The 20,717-nt window shown below is 55.0% G+C and carries 24 protein-coding genes and 1 tRNA gene; 14 read left to right on the top strand and 11 right to left on the bottom strand.

Features of this window, described 5'->3' with window-relative positions; translation table 11 throughout:
- Nucleotides 1-87: 87 nt before the first annotated feature.
- The gene (locus tag VVR27_RS08010; protein WP_368547876.1) at nucleotides 88-1,182 is read right to left on the bottom strand and encodes a 2,3-butanediol dehydrogenase; all 1,095 of its coding nucleotides are present in this window, start codon (nucleotides 1,180-1,182) and stop codon (nucleotides 88-90) included.
- Nucleotides 1,183-1,409: 227 nt separating this feature from the next.
- Here VVR27_RS08010 and VVR27_RS08005 point away from each other — a divergent pair, with 227 nt between their 5' ends.
- Nucleotides 1,410-2,612 carry a nitrate/nitrite transporter gene (locus VVR27_RS08005; protein WP_368547875.1) on the top strand — a complete coding sequence of 401 codons (1,203 nt, stop codon included), beginning with the start codon at nucleotides 1,410-1,412 and terminating at the stop codon, nucleotides 2,610-2,612.
- A gap of 148 nt (nucleotides 2,613-2,760) precedes the next feature.
- Here VVR27_RS08005 and VVR27_RS08000 read toward each other — a convergent pair whose 3' ends face one another.
- Nucleotides 2,761-3,474, bottom strand: a complete 714-nt coding sequence (locus VVR27_RS08000) for a DsbA family oxidoreductase (RefSeq protein ID WP_368547874.1) — start codon at nucleotides 3,472-3,474, stop codon at nucleotides 2,761-2,763.
- A 220-nt stretch (nucleotides 3,475-3,694) separates the two neighbouring features.
- Here VVR27_RS08000 and VVR27_RS07995 point away from each other — a divergent pair, with 220 nt between their 5' ends.
- From VVR27_RS07995 to VVR27_RS07975, 5 genes are all read left to right on the top strand, one after another.
- The gene (locus VVR27_RS07995; protein ID WP_368547873.1) at nucleotides 3,695-4,165 is read left to right on the top strand and encodes a DUF3817 domain-containing protein; all 471 of its coding nucleotides are present in this window, start codon (nucleotides 3,695-3,697) and stop codon (nucleotides 4,163-4,165) included.
- A gap of 151 nt (nucleotides 4,166-4,316) precedes the next feature.
- Entirely contained in the window at nucleotides 4,317-4,973 is a 657-nt protein-coding gene (locus VVR27_RS07990) for a LysE family transporter (protein WP_368547872.1), read from the top strand.
- Between the two features lie 140 nt (nucleotides 4,974-5,113).
- Nucleotides 5,114-5,971 carry an aminoglycoside phosphotransferase family protein gene (locus VVR27_RS07985; protein WP_368547871.1) on the top strand — a complete coding sequence of 286 codons (858 nt, stop codon included), beginning with the start codon at nucleotides 5,114-5,116 and terminating at the stop codon, nucleotides 5,969-5,971.
- A gap of 120 nt (nucleotides 5,972-6,091) precedes the next feature.
- The gene (locus VVR27_RS07980; RefSeq protein ID WP_368547870.1) at nucleotides 6,092-7,282 is read left to right on the top strand and encodes a glycosyltransferase; all 1,191 of its coding nucleotides are present in this window, start codon (nucleotides 6,092-6,094) and stop codon (nucleotides 7,280-7,282) included.
- Nucleotides 7,283-7,361: 79 nt separating this feature from the next.
- Complete coding sequence (locus VVR27_RS07975) at nucleotides 7,362-8,243, top strand: SDR family oxidoreductase (RefSeq protein ID WP_368547869.1); 882 nt, start codon at nucleotides 7,362-7,364, stop codon at nucleotides 8,241-8,243.
- Between the two features lie 19 nt (nucleotides 8,244-8,262).
- On the opposite strand, the gene VVR27_RS07970 is transcribed toward VVR27_RS07975, so the two are convergent.
- Entirely contained in the window at nucleotides 8,263-8,889 is a 627-nt protein-coding gene (locus VVR27_RS07970) for a maleylpyruvate isomerase family mycothiol-dependent enzyme (protein ID WP_368547868.1), read from the bottom strand.
- 158 nt (nucleotides 8,890-9,047) lie between these two features.
- Nucleotides 9,048-9,377 carry a hypothetical protein gene (locus VVR27_RS07965; protein ID WP_368547867.1) on the bottom strand — a complete coding sequence of 110 codons (330 nt, stop codon included), beginning with the start codon at nucleotides 9,375-9,377 and terminating at the stop codon, nucleotides 9,048-9,050.
- Between the two features lie 40 nt (nucleotides 9,378-9,417).
- Here VVR27_RS07965 and VVR27_RS07960 point away from each other — a divergent pair, with 40 nt between their 5' ends.
- Both VVR27_RS07960 and VVR27_RS07955 read left to right on the top strand, forming a co-directional pair.
- Complete coding sequence (locus VVR27_RS07960) at nucleotides 9,418-9,831, top strand: hypothetical protein (RefSeq protein ID WP_368547866.1); 414 nt, start codon at nucleotides 9,418-9,420, stop codon at nucleotides 9,829-9,831.
- Between the two features lie 464 nt (nucleotides 9,832-10,295).
- Nucleotides 10,296-10,706 carry a hypothetical protein gene (locus tag VVR27_RS07955; RefSeq protein WP_368547865.1) on the top strand — a complete coding sequence of 137 codons (411 nt, stop codon included), beginning with the start codon at nucleotides 10,296-10,298 and terminating at the stop codon, nucleotides 10,704-10,706.
- 34 nt (nucleotides 10,707-10,740) lie between these two features.
- On the opposite strand, the gene VVR27_RS07950 is transcribed toward VVR27_RS07955, so the two are convergent.
- Together VVR27_RS07950 and VVR27_RS07945 are read right to left on the bottom strand one after the other, a co-directional pair.
- Complete coding sequence (locus VVR27_RS07950) at nucleotides 10,741-11,340, bottom strand: GNAT family N-acetyltransferase (RefSeq protein WP_368547864.1); 600 nt, start codon at nucleotides 11,338-11,340, stop codon at nucleotides 10,741-10,743.
- 119 nt (nucleotides 11,341-11,459) lie between these two features.
- Nucleotides 11,460-12,599: an FAD-dependent monooxygenase gene (locus VVR27_RS07945; protein ID WP_368547863.1), complete on the bottom strand. Its 1,140-nt coding sequence runs from the start codon at nucleotides 12,597-12,599 to the stop codon at nucleotides 11,460-11,462.
- 180 nt (nucleotides 12,600-12,779) lie between these two features.
- On the opposite strand from VVR27_RS07945, the gene VVR27_RS07940 reads away from it, so the two are divergent.
- The 6 genes from VVR27_RS07940 (at nucleotide 12,780) to VVR27_RS07915 (ending at nucleotide 16,866) form a co-directional block, all read left to right on the top strand.
- Entirely contained in the window at nucleotides 12,780-13,196 is a 417-nt protein-coding gene (locus VVR27_RS07940; RefSeq protein WP_368547862.1) for a hypothetical protein, read from the top strand.
- 53 nt (nucleotides 13,197-13,249) lie between these two features.
- Complete coding sequence (locus VVR27_RS07935) at nucleotides 13,250-14,134, top strand: FAD-dependent oxidoreductase (RefSeq protein ID WP_368547861.1); 885 nt, start codon at nucleotides 13,250-13,252, stop codon at nucleotides 14,132-14,134.
- Nucleotides 14,073-14,474, top strand: coding sequence for an FAD-dependent oxidoreductase (locus VVR27_RS07930; RefSeq protein ID WP_368547860.1), 402 nt, complete (start codon nucleotides 14,073-14,075; stop codon nucleotides 14,472-14,474). Before VVR27_RS07935 ends, VVR27_RS07930 begins: the two co-directional genes overlap by 62 nt.
- 210 nt (nucleotides 14,475-14,684) lie before the next feature.
- Complete coding sequence (locus VVR27_RS07925) at nucleotides 14,685-15,485, top strand: alpha/beta fold hydrolase (RefSeq protein WP_368547859.1); 801 nt, start codon at nucleotides 14,685-14,687, stop codon at nucleotides 15,483-15,485.
- Between the two features lie 3 nt (nucleotides 15,486-15,488).
- Nucleotides 15,489-16,052, top strand: coding sequence for a TetR/AcrR family transcriptional regulator (locus VVR27_RS07920; RefSeq protein WP_368547858.1), 564 nt, complete (start codon nucleotides 15,489-15,491; stop codon nucleotides 16,050-16,052).
- A gap of 319 nt (nucleotides 16,053-16,371) precedes the next feature.
- A complete protein-coding gene (locus VVR27_RS07915) occupies nucleotides 16,372-16,866 on the top strand; it encodes a DUF3995 domain-containing protein (RefSeq protein WP_368547857.1) in 495 nt (164 codons plus the stop codon).
- Nucleotides 16,867-17,101: 235 nt separating this feature from the next.
- Here VVR27_RS07915 and VVR27_RS07910 read toward each other — a convergent pair whose 3' ends face one another.
- From VVR27_RS07910 to nadD, 5 genes are all read right to left on the bottom strand, one after another.
- Nucleotides 17,102-17,737, bottom strand: a complete 636-nt coding sequence (locus VVR27_RS07910) for an NAD(P)-dependent oxidoreductase (RefSeq protein WP_368547856.1) — start codon at nucleotides 17,735-17,737, stop codon at nucleotides 17,102-17,104.
- A gap of 304 nt (nucleotides 17,738-18,041) precedes the next feature.
- A tRNA-Ala gene (locus VVR27_RS07905) sits at nucleotides 18,042-18,114 on the bottom strand.
- Between the two features lie 204 nt (nucleotides 18,115-18,318).
- Nucleotides 18,319-18,774, bottom strand: a complete 456-nt coding sequence (gene rsfS, locus VVR27_RS07900; protein WP_368547855.1) for a ribosome silencing factor — start codon at nucleotides 18,772-18,774, stop codon at nucleotides 18,319-18,321.
- Between the two features lie 53 nt (nucleotides 18,775-18,827).
- Nucleotides 18,828-19,841 (bottom strand): hypothetical protein, encoded by a 1,014-nt coding sequence (locus VVR27_RS07895; protein WP_368547854.1) that lies wholly within the window; start codon nucleotides 19,839-19,841, stop codon nucleotides 18,828-18,830.
- 106 nt (nucleotides 19,842-19,947) lie between these two features.
- Nucleotides 19,948-20,604 carry a nicotinate-nucleotide adenylyltransferase gene (gene nadD / locus VVR27_RS07890; protein WP_368547952.1) on the bottom strand — a complete coding sequence of 219 codons (657 nt, stop codon included), beginning with the start codon at nucleotides 20,602-20,604 and terminating at the stop codon, nucleotides 19,948-19,950.
- Nucleotides 20,605-20,717: the final 113 nt, after the last annotated feature.

Below are 20,717 nucleotides of genomic sequence, written 5' to 3'. Positions count from 1 at the left end.
GACAGTTTGTGCGTAAAACTGCAGCTACAGAGCAGGCAAGCGCCACCGACATCTAAGGTCGGTGGCGCTTAGAGTGAGACTCCCCTTTTAGTTACTGGTGTCCAGCGAGAAGCTCGGGTTGGTAGTAACCAGGATCTTGACAGCCGTTTCGTTGCGGTTGATGAGGGTGTCAAACCCTTCGTCCACGAGATGGTCGACCAAGATTTTTCCGGTGATAAACGGTTTGAGGTTGATTTTGCCTGATTCCACAAGCTTGATGGTTTCAGGGTGGTTGTTGACGTAGGCGATAGTGCCGCGTAGGTCTACTTCTTTGAGGACAAGTTTTTGCATGTCCAGGCTGGCAGGTTTGCCCCAGATAGAGACAACAACGATGACACCCTGAGGCTTGATGGCATCGAAGAGGGTATCAAGGACGACATTGACGGAGGTGCATTCAAAGGCGAGGTCAGCACCTTTGCCGTTGGTAAGCTTTTTAACTTCTTCGGGGATATCTACTTCAGTGGGTGAGAGCGCGTAATCGGCTACCCCTGAGTCGAGTGCTTTTTGGCGGCGCAGGCTGGAAGTTTCACTGATGATAACTATTGCGCCCTGAGCTTTGAGGACGGCAGCAGTGAGTAGTCCGATAGGGCCGGCTCCACCGACAAGAGCAATGTCGCCTTCTTTGACTCCGCCAGCGCGTTCCACGGCGTGGTAGCCGACAGAAAGAGGTTCGATAAGGGCTGCTTCATCGAGCGGGAGGTCTTTAGAGATTTTATGAACCCAACGACGTTTGACAGCAATTTTTTCGGCAAGCCCGCCACCTCGCCCGGCGAGGCCGATGAAGTTCATATTTTCTGAGAGGTGGTAATCCTTTGAGGTGGGGCCGGTATCAACGCTCTCATCGATGATGTAGGGCTCAACTACTACGTGGTCTCCAACCTCGAGGTCAGTGACGCCTGAACCCAGTGCTGCAACAACACCTGAGAATTCGTGCCCCAGAGTAACAGGGGCGGTTTCTCCGGAGATGGGGTGTGGGGTGGTGTGAGTGGGGCAGAAGATGGGGCCTTCGAGATATTCGTGAAGGTCGGTGCCGCAAATGCCACACCAGGCGACGCTGATGAGCACTTCTCCTTCGACGGGTGTAGGTTCTTCTATTTCTTCGATGCGGATGTCGTTACGGTCGTAGAAACGAGCTGCCTTCATAGTTTTTAACCTTAAATAGTTTTTGGTGCGGATGCCCGAGTGCTGTTCACCCGCTGATATAAGTTTATTTCTCTTTAGTGTGAGCTGTACTACCGTGTCCTGTTTATTTCCCGTCCTTTCTCTAACTGCGAACCGCTCTTGCACCTATATCTACGGTAGAAGCGGGTGATGAGTATTTACGGATTAGGCGGGTCATATAATCGGAAGGGTTGAAAGGTTGTGATCCGGTGAGTCGAGCGTTTGTAGTGTGGTTGGTGGCGGTTTCCGTTTACCTGGTGGCGATCACCGGGCGAACGTCCTTTGGTGTCTCAGGCGTTTTCGCACTGGAACGTTTTGATGTAGGTGCCTCGCAACTTGCCGTCTTCACGTCCTTGCAGGTGGGTGTCTATGCGCTGTCGCAGATTGTGATGGGCCTTCTCATTGACCGCTTCGGCCCCCGCCGGCTCATGTCAATTGGTGCCGTCATCATGGCATGCGGGCAGATTCTTTTGGGCATCACTGCCTCTTTCTCTGTCGCTCTGGGCGCCAGAGCACTCATTGGGGTGGGCGATGCCACCGCTTTTCTTTCCCTCATGAGGCTGATCCCCGAGTGGTTCCCCCTCAAAAGGGCTCCACTCATTGCCCAAACATCAGCAGCTATTGGGCAGCTGGGCCAATTTTTGTCAGCTATACCTTTCCTTTCACTCCTGAAAGTGCAGGGCTGGACGGTGGCCTTTGTGTCGCTGGGTTCAGTGGGCATTCTTGTCGGCTTAGCCGCCTGGGTAGCGCTAAGAGACTCACCGCGTCCACCCCTCACCACGCCCATCCCCCTAGGCTCCTTTTCAGCGCGTCTAGGGTCGGTGCTGAAGTCACCGGTCTGCTGGCAAGCTTTCTTCGTGCACTGGATGGGCCTGGTGCCGCTGATCGTTTTCACCCTTATTTGGGGTGTACCCATGATGACGTTGGGGCTGGGTCTACCGGCTCAGACCGCAGGTATGGCACTGGTGCTCTGCACAGCGGTCAATATTGTCTCTGGCCCGCTTCTGGGAGCCGTCTCCCCCAGATTTGGTGCCAAACGTGAGTACGCGGCAATTACCATGTCTGGTCTGATCGTGCTGAGCTTCCTGGTCTTCTTCCAGGCAGGCGGATCCTTCTGGCTGCTGCTGGTAGCTGTTGCTCTGCTGGGTATGTTCGTTCCAGCGTCCAACTACGGTTTTGATACCGTGCGCGAGCGCTTATCGCCGGGTGTTTTGGCGGCTGGTACTGGGTTGGCGAATATGGGTGGTTTTACTGCGGGTATGGTGGCTGCGCAGTTGATGGGTGTGTGGTTGGAGCGTTCTGGGGAGTTTTCTTTGGTGTCTTTTGGGCAGGCTTGGTTGGCTGTGCCGTTGGTGTGGTTGCTTGGTTTGGTGGGTTTTGTGGTGAGCCGCCGGGCGATGGTGAAAGGCTAAGCTAAGTTTGGTCGTCATAGCATACAGCCCCTGCCGGTTGGCAGGGGCTTTGTGCTGTGGTGAGCCTGCGGGTGAGCCGCTCTTTGGTGTTCAGGGGTCTATGTTTAGAGGCGGTTGGGTGCAGGTGGGGCGTGTTAGCGGGAGGAGGTTAGCAGCCGTCGGGACCACAGCTTGCTCCGCCTTCTGCTCCGGGGGCGGTGAGTAGCGTGGGCCTGGGTTGTGCGGGGTGTAGTTGCTCCCAGACCTGGCGTAGTCCACTGAGAATGAAGTCAATGGGCTGGGCGCCGTTGATGGCCCACTTCCCTTCAATGAGGAAGAAGGGGACCCCGCTGATGCCGTAGTTACGGGCTTGGGCTTCGTCGGCGCGCACGGCATCTGCGTAGAGGTCGGTGGTGAGAACATCTTCTACCTCATGTGCGGGCAGCCCTAACTCGAGGGCGATCTCGCGGATGACGGCGGGGTCAGCTACTGATTTGCCGTCGGTAAAGTAGGCGGTCTTGAAGGCTTGCTGGGCTTCACCGGCCTTCCCGTGAGCAGCCGCAAGATGGATCATGCGGTGGGCGTCAAAGGTGTTTCCGTACTGGGCTTTTTGCCAGTTGAAAGTTAGTCCGACGGCTTGGGCGCGGGCGGCGATGTCTCGTTGGGATGCTTCTGACTGCTCCAGGCTAATACCGTACTTGCGGGCGATAGCTTCAGCTAGCGTCCCTTCGGCTGTTGCTGGCGCGGTTGGGTCTAGTTCGAAGGAACGCCAGATAATCTCAACAGCATCGCGGTGTTCGAATTGCTCCAGGGCAAGTTCGAGGTGGCGTTTGCCAATGAGGCAGAAGGGGCAAACAATGTCGGACCAGATTTCAATCTTCATGGAAGCACTTTTCTTTCTAGGTAAAGTTTCTAGGGTGAATAACTAGTCGGGGCCCTACTTTATTCCGGCAGGAACACCACGCTGTGTCCTTCCGGGTAAGAACTATGGTGGTGCTCTGCTCTAAGCTCAGAGCACCGAGGTAAGCGCTGATGGGGTTGGTATGTGCTGCGGGTGAGCCGGTACAGTGGTGGTGCAACGGTTTTCTACCCCGGACGGAACTATGTCCCCTTCATCGTCACCCACCCCGCACCAGCTCTTTGGTTTCTTCGCAGCTGCCGAGATGGTCACCTGGGCTGGTCTGATCGCCGCTATCATTAGCAGGGCGATTGGTCTTGCTGATTTCGTTTCTCTTGCCGGCGGTCTGCACGGCTTCATTTTTCTAAGCTACGCCACCGTCACGGTCTTCGTCTGGGTTAATCAGAAATGGAAGCCTGCTCTGGGCATCATGGGCGTACTGCTAGCCATTGTGCCTTTTGCAACCGTGCCCTATGAAATTTTTCTTAAAAAGCGCGGCCTTTTGAACGGCGGGTGGCGCCTTGCCCCCGGCGGGCAGGCACCGCGCACCCTGGTAGAAAAGGTTCAGGCTTGGGTGCTTCGTCATCCCCTACTGGCAATTATTTTGTTGCTTGCTTTTGTGGTGGCTCTCTACCTGACCCTGCTGTGGTTGGGCCCGCCCATCCCTAAGAACTAGCCTCTGGGTCTCATTGCCCTCAATGGTCAGAACCCGGCGCCCAATGTGGCGCCGGGTTCTTGCTATCGGGAAGTAATAATCACCAGCTGTATTCTCAGTAGCTGGTCAGCATATTTCCGCTGCGGCTGCCCCAACCCTAGGATGGTTGTCTATGACCCTAACCCTCTGGCTTTCTCTCGTGGCTGCCTGTCTTATCATCAGTTTGACGCCGGGCGCCGGTGCGGTCAATACCATGACGACCTCCCTGCTCTACGGCTGGAGGCGTTCATTCTTTACGGTGCTGGGGCAACAGCTAGCGTTACTGACGCAAATCGCTATTGTGGCTGCCGGGTTGGGGGTCATCGTTGCTCAGTCGCCCATCCTTTTTGACGTCATACGGTACGGCGGCGCGGCTTATCTGGTCTACCTGGGTATTCGTATGATGCTGGCAAAAGTGGAACCAGCTCAGGACGCCGAACCCGCGCGGGTTGAGGGTGCGGGTAAAAAGGCGTCGAAACATCCCGGTTCGCCGCTTTCACTGGTGAACCGCGGCTTTTGGGTCAACATGTCTAACCCTAAGGCTATTGTTTTTATTCTGGCTTTCATGCCGCAGTTCATTCGCCCGAATCAGCCGCAGCTACCCCAGTATCTGCTGCTGGCGTCCACCATGATTGTTATTGACATCGTGATTATGTGGGGCGGTTTTGCGGTGGTGGCAAAATCGCTAACTCGGCTCTCTCACTCGGTGCGTGGGCAGCGAGCGCTCAACCTGGTCTTTGGTTCCCTCTTCATCCTGGTAGCAGCCATCATGGTGCTGGCAGGACACTAGAGACGGTCAAAACAAGCCAGGACGCCGAGCGTCTGTTCACCTGTGTGATGGGTTATCGTGCTGGTTAGCCCTATGGTCGTAGCTACTGAGGCTATATATACTGAAGTTCTGTAGGAGTCATCAGGCAGAGTAGGTTTTAGATGCCACAATTTAAGCAGCAGAACTTGGCTCGCCACCAAATTTTAGACCTTGTTGATGCGGTTGCTCCCGGGCAGAAGGTTCAAGAAATCGTTGAAACCGGCACCAGTTCAGTGATTGTGCTGACGCAAGACCTGGCTATACGTATAGCTCGTGACGAGATAACTGCCCAGGAACTAAAACGGACCCAGCGTCTCGTTGATGAGCTGCCAGAATTCTCTTTCCAAATACCGCGGTCTGCAGCAGACATCCTAGATGAAGGTGACATAGTTGCCGTTCCCACCGTCCGGCTTACGGGTAGCCCACACGCCCCTGGATCAGGTGACCCCAGGGCACTGAAAACCGTACTTGATGAAATTCAGGGTGTAGAAACCAGCGGACTCAAAAGTTATCTTGCCGAGCCCCATGTCTTCTGTGGAGGTCGTCAGTGGTTGGACGTTCTAGAAGAGATAGTTCCTTTGCTGGACGCTGGGGCGCAAGACCCAGCCTTGGAAATTATTCATCAGCTCAAAAGCCAAGAATCAAAACTCACATCAGCTGATTTAGGCTTCACTCACGGCGATTTGGCCGGCTCTAATATGCTGTTCGCCGGTGAACAGGTGACTTCGGTACTGGACTGGGATTTGGCTTCACTTTCTGACCCAGCTGATGATGTTGCCAGCCTAGCTAACTGGCACGGTTGGCAGCTTCTCCCCCAGCTTGCCAGCCCACAGCTAGCTGGCCGTGCTGAAATTCTGCGTCAGTCCCACCCGCTCCAGGCTGTCGCATTTGCCTATGTCCATGGGCGACCCGAGGAAGAACTGATGGCTGAAGCCAGGAGGGCTTCTGAGCGGATTATCAAGAATTCATCTGTTGCCTAGCCGGTTATCAAAAGTGCTTGGTAGTGTTACTGCATGGAGACGCCCACCAGCAAGCCCCGGTCACAGCCCCCTACGATCCTTTTTGCTCCTCTAGGTTTTAACCTTGCAGAGGTAACCCGAATGATTGAGGTCGCCCGGGCAGTAGCACAATTAGGAATGACCCCGGTCTTTCAGGTGCATGATTCAGGGTATGACCACCTGGTTGACGAAGCCGGTTTTAGGCGTCTGCCTGGCGCAAGACCTTTTACCGCAGAGCAAGCTAGTAAAGCCATTGCCTTTGACCAGGGCCGCTCACTCTCGCACCCCTTTACCGAAGAGGTGCTCCGCGAGCGCGTAGCCAAGGAACGCGACGCCATTAGAGGCCTCGGAGCTGTAGCTGTTGTGCACGGGACCAACCCAACCTCCCCTATTTCAACCCGGGCTGAGCAGGTTCCGCTGGTCTACCCTGTGCCCTATGTGTTTAGCCAGGCGCACTTGGCATCGCAGCAGCCTCTGCCTTTTGTATCGAACCGGGGTGTTGGGCAGCTTCTCAACCGCATGCTCCGTGGCCCGGTCTTGAAGGCAATGCAATCGCAGAGGTTGATACCGGTCTCGTTTAGATCTGTTGCCCAGGAGAATGGGGTGACGCTACAGGGCTTGCTCGATATTGTTCATGCCGATTTCACGCTTCTTACCTGCCTGCCGGAGGAACTCAAAGGGGTTGCGCTCCCACCAGGGACGGTGCGGGTTGGGCCGATCTTTGCTCACCTTGAGTCCCGATTACCTGACCAGGTTTTGGAGCTTGCCGCGCTAGATACTCCGCTCGTCTACTGTGCCTTCGGGTCTTCTGGCACACCTGCCTTGACCAAGCGCGCGTTGAGGGCTTTAGGGGACGCACCGGTCAAAGTGATAGCCCCGGTTAAGCAGTACCTCACCGAGCAGCAGATTGCGCGGTTACCGCAGAATATTCATGTGACTGACCTCTTGCCCGCGCACCTCCTGGGTGGAGTCATTGACGCTGCGGTGCTTCACGGCGGACAGGGAACGGTGCAGACGGCCTGCGCCACCGGGGTTCCCTTTATTGGGGTGGGGCTGAGCGCTGAACAACGGTGGAACGTAGAGGTGTGGGCTCGCCGCGGCAACGCGGTAAGCCTGACCTCCGGCGACTTCCGTGGCCGGGCTTTGCCCTTTCACCGGGCTTTACGGCACATCCTGACTGACCCAGATGTGGCGGCTACAGCGCGCCGGGTTGCGCAAGAGCACGAGGGTGAGGACGGCGCCCGCGAAAGTGCCCTGGCCATTGCCCGCCTTGTTGAGCACGGTTCGCTGTAATGGCCTAGTTCTTTTCCTCCCATAGGGTAGGCATCTATCTACTCTACTTATTACGGTGGAGAACTATAAGGAGCATCTTATGTCTGAAAAGGTTTTAGTAGCAGGAGCTACAGGCTATGTGGGGAGGTATCTGGTTCAAGCCCTTCATGGTGCAGGGTACCAGGTAAGGGCCCTGGTTCGTTCCCAGCAGGTAGCTGAGGCACCAGGGGCTTACGGTGCCCCGGCGCTGAGCGGCCTGGTCGATGAGTGGGTCGTCAGGGATATCACTGCAGATGGCCAGGCTGAAGGTCTCTGTGAGGGGGTTGACCGTGTGGTCTCTGCTCTAGGGGTGACACGGCAGAAGGCCGACCCGTGGGACGTCGATTTTCTGGGCAATCTTCGTCTCCTTGAGGACGCTGAGCGGCACGGTGCGCAGTCTTTTTGCTATGTCAACGTTATGAATGTTTGGTCCGGCCAATCAATGATTCTGCGATCAAAAGCTGCTTTTACTACTGCGCTGACCCGCTCGCGTCTTAAACATCAGGTCATTAATCCTTCTGGCTACTTTTCTGACCTCAGCACCTTTCTCTCTATGGCTCGCACAGGGGTGGTAATGCTTCCGCCGCAGCCCGATGTTCAGCTTTCACCGATTCATGGTGCTGATGTGGCGGCGGCCTTCCTTGAGAAGATGCTTGGCGCTAGCGGGGCGTGGTATATCGGCGGGCCTGAAGTGCTAACCTACCGGGATGTCACCCGGCTGGCCTTTGAAGCTCTAGGCAAGAAAGAGCGAACTGTGACTATGCCACTGAGTCTTACCCGGGGCACATTGCGGCTAGCTAGCCACCTGGATAGCCGCTCCCGAAACCTTGCCCAGTTCTTCGCTGACGGACTCACGCAGAACTCGGTAGGTAAGCTCTATGGTCAGCATGCACTCAGCGACTACTTCAAGGCTTTGGTACAGGCCGGTGTTGAGAAGAAATAGAGGTCTGCGGCTAAGCCACCTACTTCAGGAAGCTGACCCCTGATCCAGATAAGGTACCAGGGCGGGCAGTTCTGCCCGTAACTGCCATCAGAATTTCAAGTGCTGGGCCCCTAACCTCGTGTGTACCAGACCCATGCGTCCAGTCAAGGTCTTCTGCAACCAGGCGCACATCAACCAGGTCTTCCTTAGCGCCGCCGAATCCTTTTCTCGTGGCTGCCTGATAAACAATGGCAGCTTTGAGAGCTTCCGGCTCATAGCTGTGGTTGATGCCCAGTGGACGCCGAATATCCTCGCCGTGAGCAATTTCTTCCACCAGGCGGCTCGCAATGGGCGCAAGAAACCGCGGCGGGCCAGTCCTACGATCCACCGCCTGCTGCAACTGCTCCAACAACTCCTCAGAAGAAGCGTTGCGGTAACGGTCAACCCCATCCTGATTCTGGCGGTCAATATTAAACCGGGCACGGAAAATATCAATCGCGAAAGACGTAGGGGTGGTATTAGCTGAGTTCAGTAGATGGGCGGCCACGTCGTGGACGCTCCACCCGGGGCATTGCGACTGCACCGACCAGTCACTGGCCGACAAGCCCCGCAGGCAACGGACAAGTTCTGCACGTTCATGCTGCACTAAATTCCAGATGGATTCCACGTACCTCTCCTATTCACTGCATAAGATACGATTTCATGTTACAGCAGGTTTATAACTGTAATTTTGGAACAGATGAGTTAACCTGCCACCTTTGTTTGCAGGCGAACTTCCTTCACCGCTTTCTAAAATGATAGATTACAGAGTTTTCCCATGTTAGGTTAGGTATAACTCAAATCACTGACCTGATTTTTTGATAAAAATGGTTTTCTAATAAGCCAGGAGGCCACGGTGAAAAAACTATTTCTGGGACGCACAACAGGAGTAAGTGTATTACTAGCTGCCGGGATTTTGGTCTTCCCAGCCTGCGGCTCCTCACCTGAAGCTAACGAGGAAACAGCGCCAACCGCGAGCGAAGTTGCAACATCTGCATCACCATCAACCTCCCCGAGCGAATCTGCCGAACCCCAAACATCCACAAGCTCGTTATCAGCTTCGCCCACTGAGTCAAATAACGATACGCCGCTAGCAGGGTCTTCTGCATCTTCCACAGATGGAACGGTGCTACGGCCTGATCAAAAGGGTAAAAATTTGACTCTTTCAGAATTCTTCAGCCCTACAAATACCTGGGCAGAAAACCGGTACAGCGTTGCTGGGGAAACCGATGTTTCCGGCATCGCTGGTGAAATCGACCAGTGCGGAATTACTTATAACTCGCCTGAAAAGCTTGAGCTTCGTCTGGCAAATAGCTTCGATCAGCTCTCTTTCAAAGCTGGACAAGCTGATCAATCTGAGTCCAGTAAGCAGACTCTAGTTGTGCGAGCAGTAGGCAACGGAAATCAAATCGATATCCAGCGCATACCCTTCAACAAGATCCAAGAGTTCACCCTGGATGTCTCGGATGTCAATGCTCTTGAACTTGAGTTTTTACTGGATGAAGATGTGACTGACTGCAACCGGCTAGGTAAGACCACAGCCGTGGTGTGGGATATTGAACTACAGTGACCGCTAAAGACGGCGGTGCAGGCCCAGATTCATCGGAAGTTCGCTCCGAGGACTCCACTGAGAACCCTAGCAACAGAAATCAGGAGAAAACTAGCTTAAGGCAAATAATAGGAAATGCGTATGCCGAAAAACCCCTCACTGTAATCGTTGGAATTGCGACAGTTATCGGTTCAGCCGGTACGGTTCTTGCTCTCATTGCTAGTGTTGTTTTTGGCGTTAATGGGTGGCAAAAAACAGACCCTGCAATGGGTCCTCAGCCCCACATAGCTTCTCCCCAAAGCCCTACAGCGCGTGCTAATTCGGAAGAATCACAAGAGTTACTAAACGTTGGAACCTGCTTAGGAGCCGAGGGACAGGTAGTTTCTTGTGACACTCTGCATGAGGCTGAGGTAATTTGCCCGTCAGATAACTGCACTCTTGACGCTGCAATCCATTACCTAGGAGGCGACCCAGACCTTGATGTTGTGAGTACATCGCTGAAGGTAACCGAGTCGAATGACAGTTGCATCCTTCAGGTAGAGAACGAACAGGTATCTGCGTCCTTCAAGGATGCACTATTTCTATCATCAGGGGTCACCTTGAGGGAATGTTTCGATCAACAAAGCAATCAGTTTGTCTCCTGCGGGGAAAACCATACCGGCGAAGTGGTTGCACGAGTGCCAGCTGATTCAGCAGAACCCTTAGACTGTGAGGCTAAAGCAGATCAGCATATGGGGCAAAAATTCGCCTCACGGCATGATGAACTTACCTTCGATAAAATTCCAACGCCCGCTGCCCAGCGATGTGTTGTTTCGGTGCGCGCTGATAACCGCTGGCTAGATACTTCTCTTCGCGGTTTAGGAACTAAAGCCCTTGAAACCCGGCCAATGGATTGAATAACTGACGACCATCAAAGGGACTGAAAAGGTCTCAGGCACCAAGGCGGCTGAGCAATCCTGCTTTCACCTGGGGCCATTCATCGCTCAGGATGCTGAAGATGAGGGTGCTATTCCAGCTGCCATCCGCCATCCTTCTGCTGCGGCGCAGCTCCCCTTCAAGGGTTGCGCCCAACTTACTGACGGCTGCCGCTGACCGGGAGTTTGTTCCCGCCACCTCAAATTCCACCCTGGAAAACCCGTGCTCAAAAGCCCAGGAGAGCAGGGTGTGTTTAGCGTCAGGGTTGACCACGCTGCCCCAGACATCCGGCGCATAGGCTGTATAACCGATGGCAAGACTCTCGGTGGCTGGGTTGAGCTTATAGAAGGACGTGGTGCCGACCAGCTCCCCCTTATACCGGATCAGGTAGCTCCGCCCACCTTTCAGCCAGGGGCAGTAATCAACAAAGAACTTTACGTATTCTTCAGGTGAGGCCGGCAGGGCAGCGATACCCCCGGCATGCCCACCGGCAAAAACTTCCGGTACGCACAGCTTAGGGGCAACCTCATACAACCCATCAAGGGAAAGGGGTTCAAGAATTACGTGCTTGCCTTTAAGAGTTTCGGTCGGGTGGGGAAACGCTAACGCAGGCATGCTGCCCTCCGTCATAAATTAAGGTGTCTGCTTGAGCATCGGGACTCCCCTCAACTATCTCATACACCCTCACAAGCAATGAGGTGCTTTACTTGTTGCTCCTGCCCGTATCGCGTGGCCTAGGTTGTGGAGGTCGGAGCCTCCCAGCGGTGAACCCGAGCCATAGAGCGGGCTAAAACAGAAGCAGGAAGAGCACGCAGGCCCGTATCTCGAAGGAGCGCTACACCAGGGTTACTCAGCTGGGCGATGCGTCCGGTCGTCCGAGCCAGACGCCAAAAAGCACGGGTGCGCGGTCTGCGCAAGTTATCGTACCGTTCAAGAACCTGATCAAGATTGTGTATCGTAGCCCCACGGAGTAGCAGGGTGAGAGTAGCAGCGTCCTCAATGGCTTGACCTGCGCCCTGGCCGATGTCGGGTGTGATAGCATGAGCGGCGTCCCCAAGCAGTACACCGCGACGGTGAACGAATGTTGACGGTAAGTCTGCAAGGTCAAAGATGTCATGCCGGAGGATTGTCTCTGGTTCTGTTGCAGCGATAATCTCTGGGATTGGGCGATGCCAAGATCCAAACAGTCGGTGAACAGTTTGGGAGGCATCAGCATCAGTGCCTCCCTGAGGCGTCTGGGATGTGGCAAACCAATAGATTCTATTATCGGGGAGGGGAACAATCCCGAACCGTAGACCCCTGCCCCACGTCTCACCTGCATCGTTCGCAAAATGAGCGTCGGAGGCCGTGATGCCACGCCAGGCTGTATAGCCAGCATACCGAAGCCCGTGGTCGAGCCCCCACTGCTGCCGGGCTTCGCTGCAGATACCATCAGCGGCAATAATCAGATCGCATTCCTCCGGCTGTCCGTTCACGGTCAGTACCGGCGCCCCGTCAGCTGACACGTACACCTCCTGGGAGAATTTGAGTGTTCCCGGTTGGAGCTGCCCTGCCAGTACTTGGTGCAGGTCGGCGCGGTGCAGGCTCCACACGCTGGGGGTAGAGGACGGCGGCAAGGACACTAGCCATCTGCCAGAGGGCTGGCGCTGACCCGAACGAACTCTGCCAATAGCCGAGCTACTCACCTCCCGCACGGTATCACCGAGGTTGAGCGCATCAAGTGCAGAGAAAGCATTATTGAACAGGGTAAGGCCCGCACCAGTAGCACCGGCGTCTGGACGACGCTCGTAGACGGTTACCTCGTGACCGTCCGCCTTGAGAGCTGCTGCTGACACTAGGCCGCCGATACCGGCGCCGATAATTTTGATTCGCATAAGTGAACCCCGTCCGAACTGGTTCCAAACGCATCGTTGCGTGCTTGTCATCAGATACTACTCGAGGAAAGGCGCCCGACATATGATGAAGTCAGAAGCGAAAACCCCAGGAGGCCAGTCATGAGTTCATCAGGTAGGGCAAGGTTCTCCAGCCGACCTTGGCATCTTTGGGTGGTCGCCTTGTTTGTATTTGTTCTCTATGTCGGTGGGGCACGCGATTACCTGCTGATCTTGGCAGATAACACCGGCTATATTCGAGAACAGTTTGGGGCGTCTGGTGTCGTCTACTTTGCTGATTATCCGGCTGGTTTCCGCATCATGTGGACCATCAACATCATTTGTGGGCTAACGGCTCCCATCATGCTTATAGTGCGCTCCCGTTGGGCGTTCGCTGCCGCCATCACAGCAGCACTAGCCCAGGTGCTACTCCTCATCACGACCTTTACCTTCCTCAATCGCTGGGCAATGCTTGGTGCAGGGACCTCATGGTTCGACATCGGTGTCGGTGTTGTAACTGGTCTCTTCGCCTGGTACTGCTGGGCGCTTCAAAAACCAAGAGCTCCGCGTATTTTCCCCTCAGGCTCAGGGAATGTTTGAGCTGTGCAGAGGCGGCTCTATCCTAAGTTTTTCCCTCACGATAGAGTGAGGGCATGCGGGTACTAATTGTCGGTGGAGGAATTGGCGGATTAGCGTTGGCTCAGGGTCTTAAAACACACGGTGTTGAGGCTCTGGTTTTCGAGCGGGATGACGACCTTACTAACACTGGTGGTTACAAGCTCCACCTCGGGTCGGTCGCCTGTGAATCGTTGAGGCAGGTGCTCTCTACTGAGCTTTGGGAGACAGTGTGCGCCTCTGCGGTCCAAACGGATGGGTTTGAAATCGCAGTCCGGGATTACAGGGCTCGTTTCCTTGCCGCGGGAACTGATGACCAACCAGGTGAATCATTAGATATTGACCGCATCACCCTACGACAAATATTGGCAGTAGATCTGAGGTCTCGCCTCAGAACTGGTAGCAGATGCACGGCCTTCCGCGAAACCAGTGAAGGTGTCGAGGTGACCCTATCTACTGGCGAAAAGGTAGCAGGTGACTTTCTAGTTCTTGCGGACGGCGCCCGCTCATCACTACTCCATCAGTTAGAAGGCGCAGCAAAAGCAAAAGAGACAGGACTAGTTGGCGTAGCTGGTCGCACTCAGGCCTCTGACCTAGGCCCAAGCGCACTCAAGCATCTACGTACCCACCCCATGCTGGCTATTGGACCCGATGGTGTAGGTATGTTTGCTTCATTGCACGCACCGGGGACGGGACCCAGGAGCATGGCGGTGACCCAAGCACCAGTGGTGATTTGGGGAGTAATAACCGTAGCAGAGCAGTTACCGGTGCGGCTCGACAGACTAGACGGTGAAGAGCTAAAGGGCTTGGTAGTGGGTTTGCTCAAAAAACGGGGTTGGTCCACTGATCTAAGCTCAATAGTTGATACTTCTATTGCACCCCTCTGTTGCCGGATTCCAGTTCCTGGCTACAGACCCAACTAACATCGCTAGCTGGAAGCCTGGGCCTGTAACGGCGATTGGAGATGCGGCCCATGCCATGCCGCCCACGGGCGGACGCGGTGCAGCAACAGCAATCCAAGATGCCGCAGTCCTCACTACATTGTTGGCTCAGGTTGAACGGGGGCAGGCTACACTTGAGGCGTCGATGCAAACGCACATGAGCGAAATGCGTAGTTATGCACCGCAGGCTGTTCAAGATTCACTGCAACCTGTTCGATGGATTAAGGCTAGCGCTGACCCGATTGGAAAAGTAGTGTGCCGAATTGGTCTGCCCATTTTGGCTGGTCTAGTTAGAATCAAGAAACGCCTCAAGGGTGATTAGAGCCGGATTAAACTACATAGCCCCATAAATTCGCTAGCAATAAATTGACGAGCAGCAGGTAGGCATCATCCTTCACAATTCGATGGCGGAATCTGATTTCATTGTGATGCCCTTCACGGGCAGCATCCAGGGTTGCTCATCATGTCATCGGTGATGATTCGTGAAAAAAATTAGTGTTATCGTCAGTAACTTAATGTTATGCTCCATAACATGATGATTGATCGAAATAGCGGCTCAATTGCCGTGGATGTCACAGGCTCCGGCCCTTTAGTGGTGTGCGTGCCAGGTATGGGTGAGTCTAAAGCGTCGTTCCGGCACCTCACTCCCCTGCTAGTCAATGCGGGGTACCGAGTAGCGGTGATGGATTTACGAGGGCATGGTGACAGCTCAACTGAATTTTCAACCTATGACGATTCGGCTGCAGCCAGCGACATCATCGAACTCATAGACGCATTAGAAGGAGCACCCGCAACGATCATTGGAAATTCAATGGGTGCAGCCGCAGCGGTTCTTGTCGCAGCGCAGCGCCCAGAAATAGTAAATAGGCTGGTGCTGATTGGCCCGTTTCTTCGTGACCACAGCTCTCAACTAGTACAGCTGCTGATGAGGGCGGCACTATCAAAACCATGGGGTCCCTGGGTCTGGCGCAGCTATTATCGCTCACTCTTCGGGCAAACGGTGCCGCCTGATCATGATGAACATACTCGTTCAACCCTTGAGCTGCTACGACGCCCTGGGCGGTGGAAAGCCTTTCAGAAAACCTCTCAGACATCGCATTCCCATGCAGAAGCCTCATTGCCCAAGGTTTCAGCACCTACACTAGTTATCATGGGTGAGGTTGACCGCGACTTCAAAGACCCCGAATCAGAAGCCAAATGGGCAGCCGAAACCTTATATGGTGAATACCGGATGATGCTCGGCGCCGGCCACTACCCCATGGGAGAACAGACAAAAGCTGTGTTTACCCACCTATTGCCCTTCCTCCGTCGAGACGAAAACAAGCAGATATAAGAGATGAACCAGCGCTTAAACCGTACTGCGGTAGTGAAACGAGCCGCAGAATTAGCTGACGAAATTGGTTTCGAACAGCTGACCTTTACCAGGCTGGGGCGTGCCCTTGGGATAGCTCCTCCCGGGGTTTACCGACATGTCTCTGACCTTGATGATCTACGACGGGCCATCAGTCACAACTCGGCTCGTAATGTGGCAGTTGTACTATCTTCCGCTTGTGCTGGATTATCTGGGCATCAGGCCCTCTCGGCGCTTGCGCAGGCTCTGCGAGATTGGGCGGCCATGCATCCCGCCCAGTATGCCGCCTTGCAAATCGCGCCAGACCCCAACGACACCGAAGGCCAAGAAGCTGCACATGAGCTGATTTCGGTCTTCGCGTCAACACTGCGTTCTTATCAGCTAGAAGGCAATGATCTTATTGATGCTATTCGACTCATCCGTTCTACGCTCCATGGCTTCATCACACTGGAGCTGAGTGAAGGGTTCAAGCTGGAGAGGCCCATAGACCTGACCTTCGAACGAATCATCATTGCACTTGATGCCATGTTAAGGGGATGGGCGGTGTAAGCGTACTATGTTTGACCGCCAAATCCACAAGGCTTCTAACGCCCGCATGTTTCATTCATCTTTAGCTGCCGGGCCTAGACATTCCGTTGTTCTTTCCACGGGTGGCTATGTTGTCTGCTCAAGTCCTCAGAACTCTCTCGAAACTAGTACCGAACATTGGCGCGACATAGTGTCAGTGGCCGCGGGTAATGTCCATCCAGCAAGAAATACCGGCAAGTCACACACCGTTGGTTTGTTGGCCAGCTGTGTGCCGGTTTCACGAGCCTCTCCCCTACCTCGCCCTTGTCCATCGACACCTGCATGTGTTTACACTGTAATCATGATTCACAGCGCAAACAGAGGTGGTGCTTCTTACCGAGAACGCAGTCGCTGGTTCTGGGCAGCTGCCTTCGCAGGTGGACTGCATGTTGGAATCACGCTGTACTGGGCTCTTGGAGGGCAAGCTCTGCTATGGACGATGGGGGCCGACTTCATCGCCAAGTTCGAGTCAATGCTATGGATTCTGTGGCCAGTCGCCCTGGTCAAGGCCGTTGGAGCCTTCGGCCCCGCCTGGCTCTCAACCCACGGATGGCATTGGGCACGACTGACACGCTTCGGCGTCTGGCTGGGATCCGTCGTACTGATTGGATGGGGTGGCCTAAACACGATCATTTGCAACATGGTACTCTTCGGACTGATTAACCCTGCCGGTGGTTTCGACCGACCCGCCATGATTGGCCACGCCTGGATCTGGGATCCACTGTTTTTAATCTGGGGTACCAGTCTGCTGATCGGATTGATTCGCACTCATGCTACACGCGCTTCCCTCTCGTGAGGGACTATCTCCACCTTCTTAAGACTACGAATGCTGCGAGAAACTGCCCCTGCCCATATCGCGAAAACTCAGCGGCTCAGCAGCGCATTCCGGTTCGCCGCTAAAGCCAACCAGCCGACAGTAGTAACATGAGCAAAAGCGAGGTATTTGAGCTGCGCTGCTTGTGGCGCGGCCGAACCGGGCGTTACGCAGCTGTCATGGGGTGTGCTTTCACGACGATGATGGCACTGTATCGCTAGTTCGCGACGTAGACATGCTTGCGACCGAGGTCATCTCGCTCGGCTATATCCAACAAAGCTGTGGCCATGTCGGCGGCAGTAATCGACCAGCCCCGAGGAATCGGCCTTTCGGGGTCTAAACGGTAACTACCTTTCGCTGCCGCAGGTCGGATGCGAGGGGATCGGATCGCCGTCCACTGTGCACGACTTTCCCAGAGAACGATGTCCATGCGCCGCATATCATCATAGGTCGCTCCGATGAACTTCTGCAGCAGCGGCAGAACCACCCACAGCTTGAACAGATTCTGATGCGCCCAGTGCTCGGCCACCTCTGACGAGATCACCACAATCCGGCGAACACCCTGCTTATCCATCCCAGCAAGAAGATTCCTGGTGCCCTCGGAATACAGTGTCGTGGGCTGTTTCGACACACCAATCCCCACCGTGCTAACTACCGCGTCCACTCCGGCAAACATCTGCTCGATGGACGCTGCATCGAGAATATCGCCCTGAATTTTTGTGAGCAACGGCTGCTCGATGGTGAGTTTCTCGGGATTTCGTGCGATGGCGACGACCTTATGCCCACGCGCCAGCGCCTGTTCTACCGCTTGTTTTCCGACCATGCCGGTGGCACCTGGTATCAGAATCTTCATCGTTGCCTCCGCTTCTCGGGCACCCAGTACGCTTACGAGGCATTCCCGAGTAGATAGATGTATTTCCGCGTCTGGACAGCGTAGCACAGCGTGATCAATGAACGCTGAGGGCAGCAGGGTCAGGCAGCTCTGCAGTATCAGTTGGTGCGCATGCAGATACGCTACTACATTGGGACTCAGCGCCCATCACCGTCACCCAGCGCCGCTTCAGAATCTACGCAGCTAAAGCTTAGGCGCCTAAGCCATAAGAAACTCAGCTTAAACAAAAAACGCCCTCACACTTAGTGTGAGGGCATTTGCTCTGTGGAGATAAGGGGACTCGAACCCCTGACCCCTTGCATGCCATGCAAGTGCGCTACCAGCTGCGCCATATCCCCATATTCTTTTGTTTGCCGCCGTGGCGACTCATCTAGTGTACCCAGATGTTTGAACGGCGCGCAAATCGGGGGACCCTATTTTTCAAAATTCTTCTACTTTTTTCTGCCCCCCCATTTTGATCTGCAGAAAGCCGGGCGCCGCGCACCGATTGAGGTGCGCGGCGTCCGGTGGTAAAAGCCTTGGGGTAAACCCTGGCAGAGGTACTAGTCGTCCTCGCGCTGGTTCATCAAATCCTCTGCGGGAGTGATGGTCTGGTAGTCAGCTTCAGCGCCAGCAACATCCACTGCACCAACCTCTGAGTCCAAGCCCAGCTCAATGCGGGGAGCTTCGCCCCACAGGCGGTCCAGTGCGTAGAAAGCACGGTCCTCTTCGTGCTGAACGTGCACCACGATGTCACCGAAGTCCAGCAGAACCCAGCGGCCCTCAGCGCGACCTTCGCGGCGCAGGGGCTTGATGCCCAACTCTTCGCGGAGCTTATCTTCAACCTCATCAACAATCGCGTTGACCAGTCGTTCGTTGTGGGCTGAGACAACGAGGAACCCGTCAATCAAACCCATGATGTCAGAAGCATCAACAGCTAGCAGGTTGGTTCCCTGCATATCGTCCGCAGCGCGTGCGGCGACCTTTAGCGCTTCAATAGACTCTGCAGCAGCAGTCATTTCGCCCTTTCCGAGCACGTAGCACCCCAAAATTTTTGGGGTCTATCTAAAACTTATTGAAAAAAGAAGAACCATACAATCAGCAATAGCGCCACAAGCACCACAATGCCAATAATTGACGCCATCGCCCCGCTCTGAGCGGCTGGTTGATCAGCTTGCTCTGAGGCAACCTCAGTATCGGTGGACTGACTTGGATCGTCAGTCGTATCGATGGTTTCTTCTTGATTAGCAACCTCCACCTCACGGTCGGTAGGTTGCGCGGTGAATTCTTCACCGCTTTCTTCAGTCATTACCTCTGATGAATGATCGCCCATGAGGGTTTCTTCGGTTTCATCAGAACTCTCAGAGTCTACCGCACGGTCAACCTGTTCGGAACTGTTGACGGTAGCCGGTTCAGTCACATCACCTGAAAGCCCGGCGGGCAGTGTCTCGTCCAGCTCCGTTAAATCGAGGCCCTGAGCGTCCACAGCGCGAACGGACGCTGGGAGACTAAGCTCTGGTAACTCCACCTGAGTATCAGCTGGGGTTTCATGAGGAAGCTCAGATTGAATCTCTGCCGTGCCCTCCCCCGGCAGCTCATCGGGAACAAATGCCGCATCCCCCAAGAAGTCGCCAGTGGGTGAGGCGTAGTCAGCAGAAGTATAGGCACCCATTGTTTCAACCGGCTCATCACCTGCGTATATCTGCTGCCCAATCTGGGTTAGGGGGTCTTCCAGCACGGTTGCTTGAGTCTGGTCAAAATCCAGCTCGGGTTCATCTGAGGTGACCTCTTGGTCAATAGAACCCAGGCTTGCTAGCTGATCGAGGGAACCGGCGCTGTGAGACGGAGGGGTTAGTGCCTGCCCACTCATGAACATAGGTGCAGCGGGTAAGGGGTGATCCCCGCGTTCTACGGCGCGCAGGTAATCAGCCACCTCCTCATAGTAACGAGCCAAACGACGCGGGCCCATGGGCCTGGCTGGAGGGGGTATGGTAAGCCCGTCCTCCGTGATCAAAGGCTCGGTGAGGTAGGTGGTGCTGTTTTTAGCAGCTGGTCCTTCTGCTGATTCAGCAGGTGATTTACTCAAGGGGGTCCTCAGTGGTCGAGAGCGTAACTAACACTTATCTTCATGGTAGCAAGACAGCCAGAAACGCTCTAGCCAGGAACGCTGTGCACCGAAGTTGTGGCAGGTTTTAAGCTGCTGGTGGCAGACCTTCGTTGTAGCTACCTGCCCCGGCGGCCGCATCGTCAGCGCTGTATAGCTCGTACTTGTTGATATATTGCACCACACCGTCAGGCACCAGGTACCAGACCGGCATTTTATCGCGGGCACGGTCTCTAATACCCGTTGATGAAATTGCCATAGCGGGGATTTCTAGGAGGGCGACGCGTCCTTCAGCAGGCTCGGGGATAGTCAGTTCATGCCCGGGGCGGGTCACACCGATGAAGTAGGCAAGGTCCCACATTTTCTCGGCATCCTTCCAGGTCATCATCTGCCCTAGAGCGTCAGCACCGGTGATGAAGAAGAGATCTGCGTTGGGGCGTAGCTCGTGCAAGTCGGTGAGCGTGTCGATGGTGTAGGTGGGCCCTTCACGGTCAATATCCACGCGGCTCACAGTGAAGCGGGGGTTGGAAGCGGTAGCAATAACCGTCATGAGGTAGCGATGCTCGGGGTCTGTTACCTCTTTATCGGCCTTCTGCCAGGGCTGCCCAGTGGGGACAAAAACAACCTCATCCAAATCAAGGTAGGCAGCCACCTCACTGGCAGCAACCAGGTGCCCGTGGTGGATGGGGTCAAAGGTTCCACCCATCACCCCCAGACGGGTTCTGCCCGGGGTTCTTTGGGGGATGCCAAGGTTTGCTTGGTCATCGAACGTTGTAGCGTTCACAGGTCTCCTGCCGAGTAGGTGGTACAACAGCGGCGGGGGGGGGGGGGGGGGGGGGGGGGGGGGGGGGGGGGGGG

It is taken from the genome of Rothia sp. LK2492, from assembly GCF_040946345.1.
GTDB lineage: Bacteria > Actinomycetota > Actinomycetes > Actinomycetales > Micrococcaceae > Rothia > Rothia endophytica.
This window is presented reverse-complemented; position numbering and strand designations above follow the sequence as displayed.

Excerpts from the sequence above, each read along its gene's own strand:
- VVR27_RS07995 (WP_368547873.1), top strand. The coding sequence starts at position 3,695 with ATGTCCCCTTCATCGTCACCCACCCCGCACCAGCTCTTTGGTTTCTTC.
- VVR27_RS07975 (WP_368547869.1), top strand. The coding sequence starts at position 7,362 with ATGTCTGAAAAGGTTTTAGTAGCAGGAGCTACAGGCTATGTGGGGAGG.
- VVR27_RS08000 (WP_368547874.1), bottom strand. The coding sequence starts at position 3,474 with ATGAAGATTGAAATCTGGTCCGACATTGTTTGCCCCTTCTGCCTCATT.
- VVR27_RS07990 (WP_368547872.1), top strand. The coding sequence starts at position 4,317 with ATGACCCTAACCCTCTGGCTTTCTCTCGTGGCTGCCTGTCTTATCATC.
- VVR27_RS07915 (WP_368547857.1), top strand. The coding sequence starts at position 16,372 with ATGATTCACAGCGCAAACAGAGGTGGTGCTTCTTACCGAGAACGCAGT.
- VVR27_RS08010 (WP_368547876.1), bottom strand. The coding sequence starts at position 1,182 with ATGAAGGCAGCTCGTTTCTACGACCGTAACGACATCCGCATCGAAGAA.
- VVR27_RS07910 (WP_368547856.1), bottom strand. The coding sequence starts at position 17,737 with ATGAAGATTCTGATACCAGGTGCCACCGGCATGGTCGGAAAACAAGCG.
- VVR27_RS07935 (WP_368547861.1), top strand. The coding sequence starts at position 13,250 with ATGCGGGTACTAATTGTCGGTGGAGGAATTGGCGGATTAGCGTTGGCT.
- VVR27_RS07920 (WP_368547858.1), top strand. The coding sequence starts at position 15,489 with ATGAACCAGCGCTTAAACCGTACTGCGGTAGTGAAACGAGCCGCAGAA.
- rsfS (WP_368547855.1), bottom strand. The coding sequence starts at position 18,774 with ATGACTGCTGCTGCAGAGTCTATTGAAGCGCTAAAGGTCGCCGCACGC.
- VVR27_RS07980 (WP_368547870.1), top strand. The coding sequence starts at position 6,092 with ATGATTGAGGTCGCCCGGGCAGTAGCACAATTAGGAATGACCCCGGTC.
- VVR27_RS07985 (WP_368547871.1), top strand. The coding sequence starts at position 5,114 with ATGCCACAATTTAAGCAGCAGAACTTGGCTCGCCACCAAATTTTAGAC.
- VVR27_RS07950 (WP_368547864.1), bottom strand. The coding sequence starts at position 11,340 with ATGCCTGCGTTAGCGTTTCCCCACCCGACCGAAACTCTTAAAGGCAAG.
- VVR27_RS07945 (WP_368547863.1), bottom strand. The coding sequence starts at position 12,599 with ATGCGAATCAAAATTATCGGCGCCGGTATCGGCGGCCTAGTGTCAGCA.
- VVR27_RS07925 (WP_368547859.1), top strand. The coding sequence starts at position 14,685 with ATGATGATTGATCGAAATAGCGGCTCAATTGCCGTGGATGTCACAGGC.